The sequence below is a fragment of the Paraburkholderia lebeckiae genome (assembly GCF_050436225.1).
Classification (GTDB): domain Bacteria; phylum Pseudomonadota; class Gammaproteobacteria; order Burkholderiales; family Burkholderiaceae; genus Paraburkholderia; species Paraburkholderia tuberum.
Window position 1 is genome coordinate 4,015,879 of the sequence record NZ_JBNDLU010000002.1, and the last position, 17,860, is coordinate 4,033,738.

Genomic DNA, 17,860 nt, shown 5'->3' on the forward strand with positions numbered 1-17,860 from the left:
AGTCACTGCGATTGAAAGCGGCCCGCATCCACTCGCGTGGATGCGGGCCGCAGAAGTTGCTCGCGAAGGGCGCAGCGTGCGCTCCGCTTGCGCTCGTCAATCCCGCCAGCCGCGGTGCTCGCCTCGATTGTCATGACCCCAGCGACGGTTGTCGTGACCCCAGCCGCGGTCATCGCGGTGATAGTTGCGGTAGTAGTCGCCGCGCGGGTAGCGATGATCCCAGCCGCCGTAGTACACCGGCTCCGGCGCCGCGTAAACGCGCGCGGGTGCTGCATAAACCGGGGCACCGAGCGATAGGCCGACGCTCAGATCCGTATGCGCTTGCGCGACACCGCATGCGCCCGCCGCGAGTCCGGCAGCAACCAGCAAGTGAGTGACGATGCGTTTCATGTTGGTCTCTCCTGTGAGGCGACGTAGGTTTGTCGCACAGGACCAATGTACGCACTCGAGGTGGGCTGGACTGCGACCAGATGTTACGGACTGCAAGCATCGTCGAAGTCATCCAAGGCAGGAAAAGCACTCGCGCGGACCTTGCGCGCAGTCGCCTTGTTTCGCTTGCAGCCGCGCCGTACGGGGCTTTGCGGCGGATCAATTCAAGCCGGCAGGCGGCTCGTCGCGCACGCTTGCCGCTTGCCGCGCCGGCGCACGTAAACACGGCTTACATCTGTATTGCTCAATTAATCCGCCGCAGGCGCCGAAGCGGCCGAAGTTGCGGAAGAGGCCGCCTCTGCCGAAGATGCCGACACTCCCGGCAAGGCCGCGCAAGGGCAATCGGTTGCCCGTCCGTCGAGCCCTTCGCGATCATGTTTGAAGCTCGCGCGCGGCGTGCTGTTCTGCCAGTCGAGTCGGACGATGTAAATGCTGTCGAAGTCCTCGCTTTGCCATTTCGGCACGTCGGCCGCGCGACCGCCATGCGCGCTCAACATCTGTCGCAACAGCGTCTCGATCAGCTTGTGCTCCCACGCAACGACGATGAGCTTGCCGCGATTGGCCGGGTCGACGAGCGCGTTGCCGAGCTGGTCGATCTGCGCAAAACCGTACGGTGTTTGGACCGGCATCTGGAATTGAATCGCGGTCGGTTCGATCGTCGCGAGCGGGCGCACGTAATAGTACGGATGACCGCCGTCGTCTTTTTGCTGGCCGGGGTCGGGCGCGTAGATCGCATCGGGTTTGCCGAATTTGGCGGCGATCACGGCCGGCAACGCGAGCGCACGGTTGAGCCCTTGGCAGTCTAGCTGGCCGTACCCCTGCGCGGGTTTCTCGCCGTGTCGAACGAATACAAGGGTTTCGATATTGCCGCCCGCCGTGGCAACGGCGGGGGCCGCGGTCGCAACGACGGTCGCCGTGTTCGTCGCCGCGGACGCGGCCGGCAACGCCATCGTGCTCGCGCACAGGCCGCCGAGCGACAGTGCGACGCCATGCAGGACTCCGCGGAAACGGTTCATCGAAAACACCTGTGCGAGGCTGGGAAGTCGCCCGATTCTAGCAGCGGTGCCCATCGGCACGCGGCCGGTGCGGCATTCATATCGCATTGGCGAGCACAATGAATAATGGGCGCCGAGGCGCCCATTCATGCCGACTACGCGACGATCACGAGACCGGCGCGTCGAACTGGCCGTCAGTCGAGCGCCAGCCTGCTCGCATCGCTGCTGCGATCCTCGGCGATCAGCGGATAGACGACACCCGCGATCACCGCACCGATGATCGGCGCAACCCAGAACAGCCACAGCTGATCGATCGCCACGCCGCCGACGAATAGCGCCGGGCCCGTCGAGCGTGCCGGATTGACCGACGTATTGGTGACTGGAATCGAGACCAGATGGATCAGCGTCAGGCACAGGCCGATCGCGATGGGCGCGAAGCCGGCCGGCGCGCGGCGGTCGGTCGCGCCGAGAATCACGAACAGGAAGAAGCCAGTCATTACCACTTCGCAAATGAAGGCAGCGGCGAGCGAGTAGTGACCCGGCGATTGCTCGCCGTAACCGTTCGTAGCGAAGCCGCTCGCGACCAGGTCGAAGCCAGGCTTGCCCGACGCGATTAGCGACAGTACGAATGCGCCGAGCACCGCGCCGACAACCTGCGCGACGACATACGGCAGAAGATCGCGCACCGGAAATCGGCCGGCGACGGCCAGTCCGACGCTCACCGCCGGATTCAGGTGGCAGCCCGAAATGTGGCCGATCGCAAAAGCCATCGTCAGCACGGTCAGGCCGAAGGCCAGCGACACGCCGACGAAGCCGATGCCCAATCCGTGAACCGGCCCGGCGAAGTTGGCGGCGAGGACCGCGCTGCCGCAGCCTCCGAGCACGAGCCAGAAGGTGCCGAACAATTCGGCAACGACGCGCTTTGACAACTGCATGTTTGGTGATCCTAAAAAGAATGGGTACTTCAGAAGCACGCATCGAAAAGGGCGAGTACGTACCTTGAGCGCGCAATTCTAGGCGGACAGCGCCAAACCGGGTGTCAAGGATTGTCAATTCGGACAAAATTTATAAACTATTGCGAGATAAAGCGGAGGTTTTACAATTCACGCACTTTAATAATTATCAGAGGAAATTCGCTAAACCGGTATTAGTCGCCATTGCGAATTTCTATAATTGCAGCTAGTCTGCGGTCGAATGAGTTCTAGAAAGGGGAGAACCGAATGTCTCAATATGCAGACCTCAAGGCGCAGATTGCCAAATTGCAGGCACAGGCAGAAGAAGCGCGACGCACGGAAATCGACAATGTCGTCGCCGACATCCGCCAAAAGATCGCCGAATACGGTCTGACCGCGCAGGATCTCGGTTTTGCGGTCGCCGCCAAGCGCGGCCGCCCGCCCAAGAAGACGCCGCTGCCGGCGAAATATCAGGACCCGAAGTCGGGCAATACATGGAGCGGGCGCGGCAAGCCGCCCAAATGGATCGTCGGCAAGAATCGCGAGCGCTTTTTGATTGGCTCGGCGTGACGCCCGCCCGACCTGATGTGAGACCGGGTGAAGGCGGTTTGAAGGTTTCTTTGCTGTTTGGCTTATTCGCCGCGCGCTAATCCACCGTGGAAGCGCAACCATCCCTGTATTAAAAAAGCCGCCCATACAGGGCGGCTTTTTCGCGTCCGGCAGCCAAAAGACTTCGTTTTTAGCTCGCGCAAACGATTCCGATGCCCGACTCGCCGCTATTGGGCGTTATAGACGAAGGTTCACTGCGCCGCTTCAAAGCGTACCGAAAACGGCCAGCCGTAAAAGCGCCGGCCGTTTTCACGCGCGCCTAGCCGACCGCGACCTGGCGCAATACCGGGCGCCGCGACGTTTCAATCAAGGCGGAATAGCCGTCGACATAGTTCTGCGCCATCGTTTTCGAACTGAAGCGGCGTTCGAACTGGGCGCGGATTTCGGTGCGCGACAGCTCGTCGAGACGCTGCAGAGCCGCTACTGCGCCTTGCACGTCCTCGACGATATAGCCGGTCACGCCGTGGTCGATCACCTCAGGCACGGAGCCGCGGTTGAACGCGATAACCGGCGTGCCGCAGGCCATCGACTCGATCATCACGAGGCCGAACGGCTCGGACCAGTCGATCGGGAACAGCAGCGCCTTCGCGCCCGACAGAAACTCGGGTTTCTGCGCCTCGTTGATCTCGCCGACGAACTCGACATGCGCCATCGACAGCAGCGGCTCGATCTCGCGCTTGAAGTACTCCATGTCGACCTTGTCCACCTTGGCGGCGATCTTCAGCGGCAGACCGCTTTGCGCGGCGATCCTGATAGCTGTATCGACGCGTTTTTCCGGACAGATGCGGCCGAGGAACGCGAGATATTCGGGCTTCTTGTGCGGCTGCGGCGTCAGCAACTGGTCAGGTAGACCGTGATAGATCGTGTTGAGCCAGTTGGCCTGCTGCAGCGGCAGACGCTGCGAATCCGAAATCGACACGACCGGCACATGCGAGAACGCGTCGAACACCGGCTGTAATTCCGGCAGGTCGAGACGACCGTGCAGCGTGGTCACGAACGGCGTGTCGATCGTCGTGAACAGGGGGAACGGCATGTAGTCGAGATGGAAGTGCAGCACGTCGAACTCGTGTGCGATCTTGCGGACCTTTTCCATCATCAGCACGTGCGGCGCCAATGCATCGCGAATCGTCGGATCGAGGCGCAGCGCGCGCGGCCAGCATGCCTCCAGATTGGCGGACGTGACCGAGTCGCCGCTCGCGAACAGCGTGACGTCATGGCCGAGTTCGACAAGCGCTTCGGTCAGATACGACACGACACGTTCGGTGCCGCCATAGAGTTTCGGTGGGACAGCTTCGTAGAGCGGCGCGATTTGTGCGATTCGCATGCGTTTTCTCCTGTGTCGATCGAAGTTGGCGCTGTGGCGCCGACCCAGATCCCATGCGGATTTTTGATACTTACCGGGGCTTCGCACGACGGCTGAATGGCGCGTGGTGCGTATGCCGAACCGGACGGTTGGGCGCGGTTTGCCCCGCCCGAGCGGGCTCCGAAATGACTATCGGGTAATCCCTTAGCCTTCATTATCGGGATCGACGGCGGTAATTCGAGCTATTTTTCAAACGCTTAATGTTGTTACAGCGCGAAACATCGACCGTTACAGCTGCCGCGCAAGGTCGAGCCGCAAACCGTCCCCATAATCGGGAAGCGTAATTCCACCGGCTCAATCAAGGCTCGACAGGCGAAATGCACCATAGCAAACGGCGGGCCCGAGGGTCGGGGCCGAAAAAGGTCTATAACCGAGCCAGATTGCAGCCGGGTGAAAACGTCTTATAATTCTTTGCCACCGTTTAACGGTGCGGCGGTGAGGTTCTGAAAACTCACCATCCGGTACACGCCGCAGCCGTATAAATTCCCAGCGCGCATCGTCAGTCCCGCGCCGCGCATCAATTCATCCCAATTCGTGGCTCGCCGCAACCCGAGTTGTAGGAATAATTCCTACACAAATGACGGATTAATCCGTCACCCAGCTGGGGTGTCTCTCCGATTTTCGGCTGTGCCCCCTTTCGAGACAATGCTTGCAAGACCAGAGACGAGCGGATTCGCGCGGATTCAGCGCGCGCGTTCGAGCAAACGTTTCCGCAAAAAATCGGCCTGACCAGCCGGGCATACGAACGGGGGAAATCATGAGCACGACTAGCCATATGCTCAGTGAGATCAGGGAAGTCAATCTTTCCTATCTGCTGCTCGCCCAGCGTCTGCTGCGCGAAGACAAGCCGATGGGCATGTTCCGCATGGGTATTTCGGACCAGCTGGCCGACGTGCTCGCCAATCTGTCGTTGGCGCAGACCGTCAAGCTCGCGGCGTCCAACCAGATGCTGTGCCGCTTCCGCTTCGACGATCACGCGGTGCTGTCCGCCCTCGCGGACAAGGACAAGTCCAGCGCGATCGCGCAGGCTCATTCGGCGATCCTGATGGCGAGCCAGCCGGTCGAGCAGATCGGCTGATGGCCAGTAAGAGCGTCGTACTCGAAGTCCGGGAAATCACCCTCGCGATCGAGCTGGTCGAACTGGGTGCGCGTCTGCAATTGCTGGAGGCGGAAACCAGCCTGTCGCGCGACCGGCTCGTCAAGCTGTACAAGGAATTGAAAGGGGTGTCGCCGCCCAAGGGCATGCTGCCGTTTTCGACCGACTGGTTCATGACCTGGCAGCCGAACTTTCATTCGTCGCTGTTCTACAACATCTACCGTTTCATGGCCGGTCACGGCGGCTGCCGCGCGATCGAATCGATCGTCAAGAGCTACCGGCTGTATCTCGAGCACGTGCAGTTGCACGACGACGAGCCGGTGCTCAGTCTCACGCGCGCGTGGACGCTGGTGCGCTTCTTCGACTCGGGCATGCTGCAGATGAGCGCCTGCCGCCGCTGCGGCGGCCACTTCGTCGCGCACGCGCACGATCCGCAGCACGGTTTCGTTTGCGGGCTGTGTCAGCCGCCGTCGCGCGCGGGCAAGACGAAGAAGGCGGCGCAAACGCGGGCCGAGCGGCAAATCGCCGTCGCCGGAAGCCCGGCCGAGGTGCCGCAAGTGACCGACGCGCGAGCTCACGAGGCCCGCTGCCCCGCCCCCACGCTCGATACCCCCGTCAACGCCGAAGTCTGAGCAGCACATGCTGAGGCAGAGCAAGCCTCTGGTTTACACCGGACTCGAGCGCCGTCTTTTTCCCCAAAGTTTTCCGCCTCGGTGCCGTAAACCTGACTAACGACGGTAACCGTCGCTTTTTTGTGAGGGCTCGGCAGTGCTGATTTTCGTGGGAACACTCGTGACGCTGTTGTCCGTTTTCGGCGGTTACGCGCTGGAAGGCGGCCATCTCGGCGCGCTGCTGCAACCCGTTGAAGTGCTGATGATCGTCGGCGCCGGACTCGGCGCATTCATTCTCGGTAACGGGATGAAGACGATCCGGGCGACACTGCGCGTCATTCCGACCCTGTTCAAGGGCGCGAAGTACAACAAGGACGTCTACATGGAGCTGATGGGGCTCCTGTACGTGCTGCTCGCGAAAGCACGCAAGGAAGGCACGCTGACGCTCGAAGCCGACATCGACGATCCGTCGAAGAGCCCGATCTTCACGCAGTACCCGAAGATCCTCGCCGACAAGCACATCATCGAGTTCCTGACCGACTACCTGCGGCTGATGGTCGGCGGCAACATGAACGCGTTCGAGATCGAAAGCCTGATGGACGAGGAGATCGAGACGCACCACCAGGAAGGCGAGGCGCCCGCGCACGCGCTGACCAAGGTCGGCGACGCGATGCCGGCGTTCGGTATCGTCGCCGCGGTGATGGGCGTCGTGCACACGATGGCCTCGGCCGACAAGCCGCCCGCGGTGCTCGGTGAAATGATCGCGCAGGCGCTCGTTGGCACGTTCCTCGGCATTCTGCTTTCGTACGGGCTGATCGGGCCGCTCGCCAGCGTCGCCGAGCAGCGCGTGACCGAGTCGACCAAGATGTTCCAGTGCATCAAGGTGACGATCCTCGCGAGCCTGAACGGCTACGCGCCGGCGATCGCGGTCGAGTTCGGCCGCAAGGTGCTGTTCTCGACCGAGCGCCCGTCGTTCGCCGAGCTCGAAGAGCACGTGCGCCGCGTCAAGGCGAAATAAGACGGCGACGGGAACCGAATCGATGAGCAGCAAGGACAAAGACCGCGCAATCGTCGTCAAGCGCAGCGCGCCGAAAAAGTCCGGTCATCACGGCGGCGCGTGGAAGCTCGCGTACGCGGACTTCATGACCGCGATGATGGCGTTCTTCCTGCTGATGTGGCTGCTGAGTTCGGCCTCCACCGTGCAGCTGAAAGGTATCGCCGACTACTTCAACCAGCCGTTGAAGATCACACTGTGGGGCGGCGATCGCAGCGCCGAAGACTCGAGCATCCTGAAGGGCGGCGGTCGCGACATCTCGACCGACGCGCAGGGCGTGACCCGCTCGACCGACGGCAGCAGCAGCCGCGCCGAGCGCACCGCGTCGCACAACGACGACGACTCCGTGAAGCAGCTGACGGGCGCGCTCGAACGCCAGGAACAGGTGCGCCTGCACGACCTGCAGGTCAAGCTGATGGCCGCGATCGAGGCGAACCCGGTGCTGCGCCAGTTCAAGCAGCAGATCCGCATCGACTCGACGCTGACCGGCCTGCGCATCGAGATCGTCGACTCGCAGAAGCGGCCGATGTTCGCAACCGCGCGCGACGTCGTCGAGCCGTACATGCGCGACATTCTGCGCGAGATCGGCCACACGCTGAACGACGTGCCGAACCGCATCATCGTGCAAGGTCACACCGACGCCGTGCCGTACGCGGGCGGCGAGAAGGGCTATAGCAACTGGGAGCTGTCGGCCGACCGCGCCAACGCATCGCGGCGCGAACTGGTCGCGGGCGGCATGGACGAAGCGAAGGTGATGCGCGTGCTCGGTCTCGCGTCGACGCAGAACCTGAACAAGGCGGACCCGCTCGATCCGGAGAACCGTCGCATCAGCATCATCGTGTTGAACAGGAAGTCCGAGGAGGCGCTCGATCACGACGACTCCACGACGACGACCCTGTCGGACGACGCAGCCGGCTCGAAGCCGCTGCTGCAAAAACTTGCGCAGCCGGTGACGGCTGCACCGAAGTTGCCGGCGGCGGCGCCACCGGCCCAGTAACAGACCGCGGCCGCCGGGCCGCGGCGCGCGCCCGACCGGCGCGCACCGCCCGGCGGCCCAGTGTTAAGCGCAGCGAGGTTTTCATGATCAGGCACATCCTGGCAATCGACGATTCGGCATCGATGCGGCAGATCCTCGCCGCGACGCTGACGGGCGCCGGCTATGAAGTCACGCTCGCGGCGGACGGCAACGAAGGGCTCGAAAACGCGCTCGCGATGGCGTTCGATCTCGTGTTGACCGACCAGCACATGCCCGGCAAGACCGGTCTCGATCTGATCACCGCGTTGCGCGGAAATCCAGCCTATCAGGCGACGCCCATCCTCGTCCTCACGACGGAATCGGGCGAACCCTTCAAAGAGGCTGCGCGCGCGGCGGGCGCGACCGGCTGGATCGAAAAGCCGCTCGACCCGGACATGCTGACCGAGCTGGTGGCGGCGCTGGCCGAACCGGACCCGGCTTGATCCGCGCAATCAGCACCTTTAGACACAGTACAGATAGCTCTCGACGCGCCTCTACGGCAGCTCACGCCAGAACAGGCACTCTCGCGGTGAACCAGGCATGACACTCGACATCACACAGTTCTATCAGACGTTCTTCGACGAAGCGGACGAACTGCTCGCGCAGATGGAGCAATTGCTGCTCAATCTCGACGTGGCCCACCCGGACCCCGAAGACCTCGCGGCGATCTTTCGCGCCGCGCATTCGATCAAGGGCGGCGCGGCGACGTTCGGTTTCACCGCGCTCACCGAGACCACGCACATTCTCGAGTCGCTGCTCGATCGCGCGCGCAACAACGAGCTGGTGCTGCGCAAGGACATGATCGACACGTTCCTCGAAACCAAGGACGTGCTGTCCGGCCAGCTCGCCGACTATCGCGCGAGCGCCGAGCCCGATGCGGCGGTGGCGCGTGCGATCTGCGCGAAGCTGGAGCAACTGCACGCGGAAAGCCGCATGGGCGGCGCGCCGGCAGCGGCGGCGAGCGCCGAAACGGCGCCGGCCGTGAGCGCACCCGCGCCCGCAGCAGCGCAGGCGACGGCAACCCAAACAACAACACAAGCAACCGCGCAACAGCAGCAAGGCGGCACCCCGCCCGAGCACGTCGTCGAACAGGCGGTGCAGGCGGCGGGCGAATGGATCGACGGCGAACCGGCACAGACCGGACAAGCCGCGGGCACGGCCGACAGCGCCGGCCCACATATGAAAATTACGCTACGGGGCGTGGGAGAGAAAGACCAGGAACTGCTCACCGAAGAGCTGGGCAACCTGGGCAACATCGTCGGGCAGGTCAAGAGCGGCAGCGATCTGATGCTGTGGCTCTCGAGCGACGTATCTTCCGACGACATCATCGCCGTGTGCTGCTTCGTGATCGACGAAAGTCAGATCACGATCGGCCGTGGCACCGCGCCGGTGGACGACGCGCAGCAGGGCGAACCTGGAACGCCCGACGCTGCCGCTCCGACACCGGCGCAAACTGCGCAGGTCGCGCCCGCCGCTCCCGCGGCGCAAGCGCAGGCGCAGCCGGTCCTTCACAGGGAGCCCGCAGCATCGTCGACCCCGGCGGCCCTCACCGCTGCGGCCGCAAGCGCGCCCGGTCAGGCGGACAGCATCGAGCCGCCGCCAGCGGCACCCGCGGCGGCTCAGGCGGCGGCCAAACCGGCTTCGGCCGCGTCCGCCGATCAGGACCGCAAGGCGGCCCGTCCGGCCGCCGCGGCGGCCGGCGCCGAAGGCAGCTCGATTCGCGTCGGCGTCGAGAAGGTCGATCAGCTAATCAATCTGGTCGGCGAGCTGGTGATCACCCAGGCGATGCTCGCGGAGACCACCAGCACGTTCGATCCGGCGCTGCACGACCGGCTCTTCAACGGCATGGCGCAACTCGAGCGCAACGCGCGCGATCTGCAGGAAGCGGTGATGTCGATCCGCATGATGCCGATGGATTACGTGTTCAGCCGCTTCCCGCGTCTGGTGCGCGATCTCGCGGCGAAACTCGGCAAGGAGGTCGAACTCGTCACCTTCGGTCAGGCGACCGAACTCGACAAGAGCCTCATCGAACGGATCATCGACCCGTTGACGCACCTCGTGCGCAACAGTCTCGACCACGGCATCGAAACCGTCGAGGCGCGGCGCGCGGCGGGCAAGGATTCGACCGGTCAGCTGGTGCTGTCGGCGGCGCACCACGGCGGCAACATCGTCATTGAGGTCAGCGACGACGGCGCGGGCTTGCGCCGCGACAAGATTCTCGCGAAGGCGGCCAAGCAGGGCATGCAGGTCAGCGACACGATGAGCGACGAGGAAGTCTGGAACCTGATCTTCCTGCCGGGCTTCTCGACCGCGGAGCAGGTCACCGACGTGTCCGGCCGCGGCGTCGGCATGGACGTGGTGAAGCGCAACATCCAGTCGATGGGCGGTCACGTCGAGATCACGTCGCACGCGGGCAAGGGCAGCACCACGCGGATCGTGCTGCCGCTCACGCTCGCGATCCTCGACGGCATGTCGGTGAAGGTCGGCAACGAAATCTTCATCCTGCCACTGAACTTCGTGATGGAGTCGCTGCAACCGCGAGCCGAAGACATTTACACGGTCGCCAACGGCGAGCGCGTGGTGCGCGTGCGCGGCGAATACCTGCCGCTGGTCGCGCTGCACGAGGTGTTCAACGTGTCGGATGCGAAGCGGGAGCCGACGCAGGGCATCGTCACGATCATGCAGACCGAGGGACGGCGCTTCGCGATGCTGATCGATGAACTCGTCGGCCAGCAGCAGGTGGTCGTGAAGAATCTGGAAACGAACTACCGCAAGGTGCACGGCATTTCCGCGGCGACCATTCTGGGCGACGGCAGCGTCGCGCTGATCGTGGACGTCGCGGCGCTGAACCGCGAATCGCGTCATGCGCATGGGCATGCGCAGGCGATGAGCCTCGCGTAACGCGCGCAGCAAACGCGGCACTGACAGACATACGCAACACAACTTCAACTCAATTCATCCCAACCGTTTGGGGGCTAACGTGGCAGAAGTCCAATCCATCAATTCGAGCGTCGCAAACGCGAGCGGTACGAATGGCCGCCGCGACGCGCAGGCGGACGCCGGCGGTCAGGAATTCCTCGTCTTCACGCTCGGCGCGGAAGAGTACGGCATCGACATCCTCAAGGTGCAGGAAATCCGCGGCTACGACAACGTGACGCGCATCGCCAACGCGCCCGAGTTCATCAAGGGCGTGATCAACCTGCGCGGCATCATCGTGCCGATCGTCGACATGCGGATCAAGTTCCATCTCGGCCGCGTCGAGTACGACCATCAGACCGTCGTGATCATCCTGAACGTCGCGCATCGCGTGGTCGGCATGGTCGTGGACGGCGTGTCGGACGTGCTGACGCTCGCGGTCGATCAGATCATGCCGGCGCCGGAATTCGGCGCGACGCTGACGACCGAATACCTGACCGGTCTCGGCACGGTCGACGGCCGCATGCTGATCCTGATGGACATCGAGAAGCTGATGACCAGCTCCGAGATGTCGCTGATCGAAACGCTCGGCGCCTGAGCGCAGGCAGTAACGGAACCCGGCACAAGGAGCATCAACATGCTGAGCAGGTGGTCGATCCGCACGTCGCTGACGATGGTGGGGATTCTTCTGGTGACGCTGACCGTGGTAGTCGGCGCGCTCGGGCTGTCCGCGCTGAATCGCGCGAGCGGCTCGCTCGATCGCATCGCGCGCGGCGAACTGGTCGCGATTCATGCGCTCGACGATGCGTCGGCGTATCTGTTGCGTTCGCGCATCGCGATCGATCGCTTCAACACGCTGACGGCCGCCGGTAACGCGGACGAGGCGAAGAAGGCGCTCGACCGCGCGCAGGAGCTGCTCGGCAAGAGCAAGCAGAGCTGGCAGGCGTATCTCGACGCGCCGAAGCACGGTGTCGAGCAGCCGTTGCTCGACGATGTGCTCGCGAAGCACACGACTGTGATGCACGACGGCGTCGACGTCGAATTCGCCGCGTTGAACGCGAACAATCTCGACGCGTATCACGCGGTCGCGGACACGAAGATCAGCCCGATGTTCATCGCCTACGACGCGGCCGCCGCCGCGGTGATCCAGGCGCTGCAGCAGAGCGTGGCCGATCAGGAAACGAGCGCGCAGTCGAACGCGTCGCTGATGATCATGCTGATCGGCGTGACCACGGCGTTCGCGCTGCTGGTGGTGGTCGGCATCCGTTTCGCGCTGCGCGGGCTCATCGTGCAGCCGCTGAACGACGCGACCGCCTGTTTCGAGCGGATCGCCGGGGGCGACCTGTCCAGCCCCGTCGAGGTGTTCAGCAACAATGAAATCGGTCGTCTGTTCGCGGGCATCAAGCGGATGCAGGAAAGCCTCGCGACGATGGTGCGCGCGGTCCGCAGCGGCACCGAATCGATCGACACCGGCGCGCGCGAAATCGCGATGGGCAACACTGATCTGTCACAGCGCACCGAGCAGCAAGCGGCGTCGCTGCAGGAAACCGCATCGAGCATGGATCAGCTGACCGGCACCGTGCGGCAGAACACCGAGAACGCGCGCCAGGCGAGCCAGCTCGCCGTCAACGCGTCGGACATCGCGACGCGCGGCGGCGACGTGGTGAGCCAGGTCGTCACGACGATGCAGGAAATCGCGACCAGTTCGAACAAGGTCGTCGACATCATCGGCGTGATCGAGGGCATCGCGTTCCAGACCAACATCCTCGCGCTGAACGCGGCGGTCGAAGCCGCACGCGCCGGCGAACAGGGCCGCGGATTCGCGGTCGTCGCGGGCGAAGTGCGCAGCCTCGCGCAGCGCAGCGCGAGCGCCGCGAAGGAAATCAAGGAGCTGATCGGCGATTCGGCCGACAAGGTCAAGAGCGGCTCCGAGCTGGTCGGCCGCGCGGGCACGACGATGGACGAAATCGTGCAGGCGGTGCGTCGCGTGACCGACATCATGGGCGAGATCAGCGCGGCGTCGGAAGAGCAGTCGGGCGGCATCGAGCAGGTGAACCGCGCGGTCGTGCAGATGGATTCGGTCACGCAGCAGAACGCGGCGCTGGTCGAACAGGCGGCGGCCGCGGCGGCGTCGCTCGAAGATCAGACGCGGCAGTTGCAGGCGGTGCTGGGCGGCTGGAAGGTAACCGGCACGCCGGCGCGTCAGAGCGCTCCGGCGACGCGTGCGCAGACGCCCGCGCGGCTCGGCAAGGCTGCACCGCAAGCGGCGAGCGCGGCGACTCCGGTGAACCCGGTGGGCGCGAGCAAGGAATCGAAGGCAACCGCGGCGAGCGCGGCGACCCCGACGCAGCACGACGCGGCCGCACGCGTCGAACCGGCATTGAAGCCCCGGCCGGCCGCAGCCGCGGCTCGCGTCACGACCGACCTGGCCACGCGCGCCGCTCCGCCGAGCACGGCGAAGGCGAGCTCGGACGCGGACTGGGAAACGTTTTAGGCAACGGCAGAGTGACATGTGGTCAACCGGCATCGCGCGCGCGGATGGGCGAAGCATCGAAACACGCGCAGCAGCACGCGTGTCGCGAGCCGGCCATACGTCGATGGTACTCGCGGGAGGGCGCGACCCCGCGACGACAATTCCTACCTCCCGGGCAGTCCGGCTGGGAGGCGAGCGTGACGGCTCATATCGCAGACAGGAATTTTGATGATGGCAACGCGCGCAACACAACGCCCCGCGCGGGCAGCACCTGACGGCACAGAGCCGGCCAGGTCCGTCGAGACGGGCCGCGACTTCGAATTTACGGCGGAGGATTTCGCCCGCATCCGCGACCTGATTCATCGCGGGGCGGGCATCTCGCTGTCGGACCACAAGCGCGACATGGCGTATAGCCGCCTCGCGCGCCGCTTGCGGGCGCGCGGCATCGATACGTTCCGGCAGTATCTCGATCTGCTCGAAGCGGAAAACGATCCGGCCGAGTGGGAAGCGTTCACCAATGCCCTGACCACCAACCTCACGGCGTTTTTCCGGGAAGCCCATCACTTTCCGATCCTCGCCGAGTTCGTGCCGCGCCGTGCGCAACCGGTGTCCGTGTGGTGCTCGGCGGCATCGACGGGCGAGGAGCCGTACTCGATCGCGATGACGCTGCTCGAAGCGCTCGGCGACAGCGGCGCGCGCCAGGCGTCGGTGCTCGCGACCGACATCGACACCCAGGTGCTCGCGAAGGCCGAGGCCGGTGTCTACCAGTTCGACCAGGTCAAGCACCTGTCGCCCGAGCGGTTGAAGCGCTTCTTCCTGAAGGGCACCGGCGCGCATGCGGGGATGGTCAAGGTGCGTCCCGAAGTGCGCGCGCTCGTGCGCTTCGAGCAACTGAACCTGACCAATCGCGATTACCAGTTGCGCACGCAGTTCGACGCGATCTTCTGCCGCAACGTGATGATCTATTTCGACAAGCCGACGCAGGCGCAGGTGCTGTCGCGCTTCGAGCCGCTGATGAAATCGGGCGGCCTGTTGTTCGCCGGCCATTCCGAAAACTTCACGTACGTGACGCAAGCGTTCCGGCTGCGCGGCCAGACCGTCTACGAACTGACGCGCGACGCGGGCGGTGCGCGCGCGCCCTCGCGCGCCGACGCGCATGACGCGCATCAATCGAGCGGGGTGGCCGCATGAGCAGCACGCTGCCGATCGCTTCGAACCTGTACTACGACAACCACTTCCAGCGCCCCGGCGTGAAGCTGTTGCCCAACGAGTTCTACACGACGAGCGAAGACATGGTGCTCGTGACCGTGCTCGGCTCGTGCGTCGCGGCCTGCATCCAGGACCGCACCGCGGGCATCGGCGGCATGAATCACTTCATGCTGCCCGACGACGGCGCCGACGTCGCGCAGGCCGCGTCGGACTCGATGCGCTACGGCGCGTACGCGATGGAAGTGCTGATCAACGAACTGATCAAGGCCGGCGGGCGGCGCGAGCGCTTCGAGGCCAAGGTGTTCGGCGGCGGCGCGGTGCTCGCGGGCATGACGACGATGAACATCGGCGATCGCAACTCGGAGTTCGTGCGCCGCTATCTGGCCACCGAAAAGATCCGCATCGTCGCCGAGGACCTGCAGGGCTCGCACCCGCGCAAGGTCGCGTTCATGCCGCGCACCGGTCAGGTGATGGTGAAGAAATTGCGCTTGCAACAGGAAGCGGGCGTCGCCGAGCGCGAACAGGCGCTCGTGCGACAAAGCGCCGAAGCGCGCGCCGAGCGGCTCGCCGCCGCGCGCAAGCGGGTCGAGCTGTTCGCGAAGCCGGCGGCCGCCGCCGCGCGGCCGAGAATCGAACTGTTCGGCGCGAGCCCGCGCCCGACTCATTCCAACAACGCCAGAACTACAGAGGAGGCGTGAGCGCTGTGCAAAAGATCAAGGTATTGTGCGTCGACGATTCGGCGCTGATCCGCAGCCTGATGACCGAAATCATCAATGGCCAGCCGGACATGACGGTGGTCGCGACGGCACCCGATCCGCTCGTCGCGCGCGAGCTCATCAAGCAGCACCACCCGGACGTGTTGACGCTCGACGTCGAAATGCCGCGCATGGACGGCCTCGACTTTCTCGAGAAGCTGATGCGTCTGCGGCCGATGCCGGTCGTGATGGTGTCGTCGCTGACCGAGCGCGGCAACGAAATCACGCTGCGCGCGCTCGAACTCGGCGCGGTCGATTTCGTGACCAAGCCGAAGGTCGGCATTCGCGACGGCATGCTCGACTACTCGGAAAAGCTCGCCGACAAGATTCGCGCGGCAGCCCGCGCGCGCGTGCGCCAGGCCGCGCCCGCGCAGCATGCGGCCACGCAGGCCGCGAATGCGCCGGTCGGCTCCGCGCCGCTCTTCAACAACCCGCTGCTGAGTACCGAGAAGCTTGTCATCGTCGGCGCCTCGACGGGCGGCACCGAAGCGATCCGCGAAGTGCTGGTGCCGCTGCCGCCCGACGCGCCCGCGGTGCTGATCGCGCAGCACATGCCGCCGGGCTTTACGAAATCTTTCGCGCAACGCCTCAATGGTTTGTGCCGGATTACCGTTAAAGAAGCGGAGCACGGCGAGCGTGTGCTGCCGGGGCACGCGTACATCGCGCCGGGCCATGCGCATCTGTTACTCGCGCGGAGCGGTGCGAACTATATTGCGCATCTGTCCGACGACCCGCCGGTGAACCGGCATCGTCCGTCGGTCGATGTGCTGTTCCGTTCGGCCGCGCAACATGCGGGCAAGAACGCGGTCGGCGTGATTCTGACCGGCATGGGGCGCGACGGCGCAGCCGGGCTGCTGGAGATGAAAAAGGCCGGTGCCTACACGCTGGCGCAGGACGAGGCGAGTTGCATCGTGTTCGGCATGCCGCGCGAGGCGATCGCGCTCGGCGCGGCCGACGAAATCGCCGCGCTGCCGGAAATGAGCCGGCGCGTGATGGCGCGTTTGTCGTCGATGGGTGACCGCGTTCAGCGGGTATGATGCGTGCCGGATGGAATGACGTGGCCGAGCGCCGCAACATGGATCAAGCAAAGGGAAAGAAATGGACAAGGGAATGAAGATTCTGGTGGTTGACGATTTTCCGACGATGCGCCGGATCGTCCGCAACCTGCTGAAGGAACTGGGCTACTCGAACGTCGACGAGGCGGAAGACGGCGCGGCCGGTCTCGCGCGTCTGCGCAGCGGCAGCTACGAGTTCGTGATCTCGGACTGGAACATGCCGAACCTCGACGGTCTCGCGATGCTGAAGGAAATCCGCGCCGATGCGAGCCTCGCGCACCTGCCGGTATTGATGGTGACGGCCGAGTCGAAGAAGGAAAACATCATCGCGGCGGCGCAGGCCGGCGCGAGTGGTTACGTCGTCAAGCCGTTCACGGCCGCGACGCTCGACGAGAAGCTCAACAAGATCCTCGAGAAGATGGCGAAAGCCGGGAGCTGATGTGACGCCGCCGACCCAAACGCCTGGCGCCGAAGCGGGCAACGACAGCGGCGACTTCGCGTCGGACCGCATCCTTGCCCGCATCGGACAACTGACGCGCACGCTGCGCGATTCGATGCGCGAACTCGGGCTCGACAAGCACGTCGAGCGCGCGGCCGAAGCCGTGCCCGATGCCCGCGATCGTCTGAAGTACATCGCCAACATGACCGAGCAGGCCGCCGAGCGCGTACTGTCGGCGATCGACGTCGCGAAGCCGATCCAGGAGCAGCTGCAGAAAGACGCGGGCACGCTCGACGCGCGCTGGGAGCAGTGGTACGCGGCGCCGATCGAGCGCGAGGAAGTGCGCGCGCTGATGAACGACACGCGCACCTTCCTGCGCGGCGTGCCCGAGGCGACCGGCGCGACCAACTCGCAGCTGATGGAGATCATGCTCGCGCAGGACTTCCAGGATCTGACCGGCCAGGTGATCAAGAAGATCACCGACGTCGTCTATCTGATCGAGCAGCAGCTGCTCGGCGTGCTGGTCGAGAACATCGCGCTCGAGCGGCGCGAGCAGTTCGCGGCGAACGCCGCGGCTCTCAAGGCGGAGGTGTCGTCGACGGGCAGCCCCGAGCATCTGCTCAACGGTCCGCAGATCAATCCGGAAGGCAAGACGGATGTGGTGCAGGATCAATCGCAGGTCGACGATCTGCTCGCGAGCCTCGGTTTCTGATCGACTGATTCGGCCCGGCAGGCGTGCCGGGCTGCTGGCTTCTCCGCGATTCGCGCCAAACACGCGTTCAATGCGCGCCGAATACCCATCTTCCGTCCGGTTTCCTGTTAGTAATAGGCGGGTAAGTCGCGCGCGCGGGCGCGACTTGCGCCGGCTGAAAGAATCCGCAGGCATAC

At 64.5% G+C, this 17,860-nt stretch carries 18 protein-coding genes; 14 read left to right on the top strand and 4 right to left on the bottom strand.

Translation table 11 applies throughout. The features are described from left to right. Positions 1 to 96: 96 nt before the first annotated feature. The 3 genes from OKW45_RS33045 to aqpZ form a co-directional block, all read right to left on the bottom strand. Positions 97 to 390, bottom strand: coding sequence for a PXPV repeat protein (locus OKW45_RS33045; RefSeq protein ID WP_429473070.1), 294 nt, complete (start codon positions 388 to 390; stop codon positions 97 to 99). 287 nt (positions 391 to 677) lie between these two features. Next, the gene (locus OKW45_RS33050; RefSeq protein ID WP_429473071.1) at positions 678 to 1,445 is read right to left on the bottom strand and encodes a histidine phosphatase family protein; all 768 of its coding nucleotides are present in this window, start codon (positions 1,443 to 1,445) and stop codon (positions 678 to 680) included. Positions 1,446 to 1,618: 173 nt separating this feature from the next. After that, positions 1,619 to 2,359: an aquaporin Z gene (gene aqpZ / locus OKW45_RS33055; protein ID WP_429473072.1), complete on the bottom strand. Its 741-nt coding sequence runs from the start codon at positions 2,357 to 2,359 to the stop codon at positions 1,619 to 1,621. Between the two features lie 285 nt (positions 2,360 to 2,644). On the opposite strand from aqpZ, the gene OKW45_RS33060 reads away from it, so the two are divergent. Beyond that, positions 2,645 to 2,947: an H-NS histone family protein gene (locus tag OKW45_RS33060; RefSeq protein ID WP_013090908.1), complete on the top strand. Its 303-nt coding sequence runs from the start codon at positions 2,645 to 2,647 to the stop codon at positions 2,945 to 2,947. Positions 2,948 to 3,245: 298 nt separating this feature from the next. Here OKW45_RS33060 and OKW45_RS33065 read toward each other — a convergent pair whose 3' ends face one another. Next, positions 3,246 to 4,310, bottom strand: a complete 1,065-nt coding sequence (locus OKW45_RS33065; RefSeq protein ID WP_018418794.1) for a glycosyltransferase family 4 protein — start codon at positions 4,308 to 4,310, stop codon at positions 3,246 to 3,248. 796 nt (positions 4,311 to 5,106) lie between these two features. On the opposite strand from OKW45_RS33065, the gene flhD reads away from it, so the two are divergent. From flhD to cheZ, 13 genes are all read left to right on the top strand, one after another. Further along, positions 5,107 to 5,427: a flagellar transcriptional regulator FlhD gene (gene flhD, locus OKW45_RS33070; protein WP_026225512.1), complete on the top strand. Its 321-nt coding sequence runs from the start codon at positions 5,107 to 5,109 to the stop codon at positions 5,425 to 5,427. Continuing rightward, the gene (gene flhC / locus OKW45_RS33075) at positions 5,427 to 6,077 is read left to right on the top strand and encodes a flagellar transcriptional regulator FlhC (RefSeq protein WP_429473073.1); all 651 of its coding nucleotides are present in this window, start codon (positions 5,427 to 5,429) and stop codon (positions 6,075 to 6,077) included. The genes flhD and flhC overlap by 1 nt, the downstream gene beginning before the upstream one ends. Before the next feature lie 136 nt (positions 6,078 to 6,213). Then, positions 6,214 to 7,074: a flagellar motor stator protein MotA gene (gene motA, locus OKW45_RS33080; RefSeq protein WP_018418791.1), complete on the top strand. Its 861-nt coding sequence runs from the start codon at positions 6,214 to 6,216 to the stop codon at positions 7,072 to 7,074. 22 nt (positions 7,075 to 7,096) lie between these two features. Then, positions 7,097 to 8,107 carry a flagellar motor protein MotB gene (gene motB / locus OKW45_RS33085; protein WP_018418790.1) on the top strand — a complete coding sequence of 337 codons (1,011 nt, stop codon included), beginning with the start codon at positions 7,097 to 7,099 and terminating at the stop codon, positions 8,105 to 8,107. 83 nt (positions 8,108 to 8,190) lie between these two features. Further along, the gene (locus OKW45_RS33090; protein ID WP_018418789.1) at positions 8,191 to 8,568 is read left to right on the top strand and encodes a response regulator; all 378 of its coding nucleotides are present in this window, start codon (positions 8,191 to 8,193) and stop codon (positions 8,566 to 8,568) included. A 97-nt stretch (positions 8,569 to 8,665) separates the two neighbouring features. After that, entirely contained in the window at positions 8,666 to 11,026 is a 2,361-nt protein-coding gene (gene cheA, locus OKW45_RS33095; protein WP_429473074.1) for a chemotaxis protein CheA, read from the top strand. A gap of 79 nt (positions 11,027 to 11,105) precedes the next feature. Then, positions 11,106 to 11,639 carry a chemotaxis protein CheW gene (locus OKW45_RS33100; RefSeq protein WP_018418787.1) on the top strand — a complete coding sequence of 178 codons (534 nt, stop codon included), beginning with the start codon at positions 11,106 to 11,108 and terminating at the stop codon, positions 11,637 to 11,639. Positions 11,640 to 11,678: 39 nt separating this feature from the next. Further along, positions 11,679 to 13,535, top strand: a complete 1,857-nt coding sequence (locus OKW45_RS33105; protein ID WP_429473075.1) for a methyl-accepting chemotaxis protein — start codon at positions 11,679 to 11,681, stop codon at positions 13,533 to 13,535. Positions 13,536 to 13,742: 207 nt separating this feature from the next. Next, complete coding sequence (locus OKW45_RS33110) at positions 13,743 to 14,705, top strand: CheR family methyltransferase (RefSeq protein ID WP_018418785.1); 963 nt, start codon at positions 13,743 to 13,745, stop codon at positions 14,703 to 14,705. Then, the gene (cheD, locus tag OKW45_RS33115) at positions 14,702 to 15,421 is read left to right on the top strand and encodes a chemoreceptor glutamine deamidase CheD (RefSeq protein ID WP_018418784.1); all 720 of its coding nucleotides are present in this window, start codon (positions 14,702 to 14,704) and stop codon (positions 15,419 to 15,421) included. The genes OKW45_RS33110 and cheD overlap by 4 nt, the downstream gene beginning before the upstream one ends. 5 nt (positions 15,422 to 15,426) lie before the next feature. Continuing rightward, positions 15,427 to 16,515, top strand: a complete 1,089-nt coding sequence (locus OKW45_RS33120; RefSeq protein WP_026225511.1) for a protein-glutamate methylesterase/protein-glutamine glutaminase — start codon at positions 15,427 to 15,429, stop codon at positions 16,513 to 16,515. A gap of 61 nt (positions 16,516 to 16,576) precedes the next feature. Then, positions 16,577 to 16,972 (top strand): chemotaxis response regulator CheY, encoded by a 396-nt coding sequence (gene cheY / locus OKW45_RS33125; protein WP_018418782.1) that lies wholly within the window; start codon positions 16,577 to 16,579, stop codon positions 16,970 to 16,972. Between the two features lies 1 nt (position 16,973). Continuing rightward, a complete protein-coding gene (cheZ, locus tag OKW45_RS33130; protein WP_018418781.1) occupies positions 16,974 to 17,684 on the top strand; it encodes a protein phosphatase CheZ in 711 nt (236 codons plus the stop codon). The last annotated feature ends 176 nt before the right edge of the window (positions 17,685 to 17,860 follow it).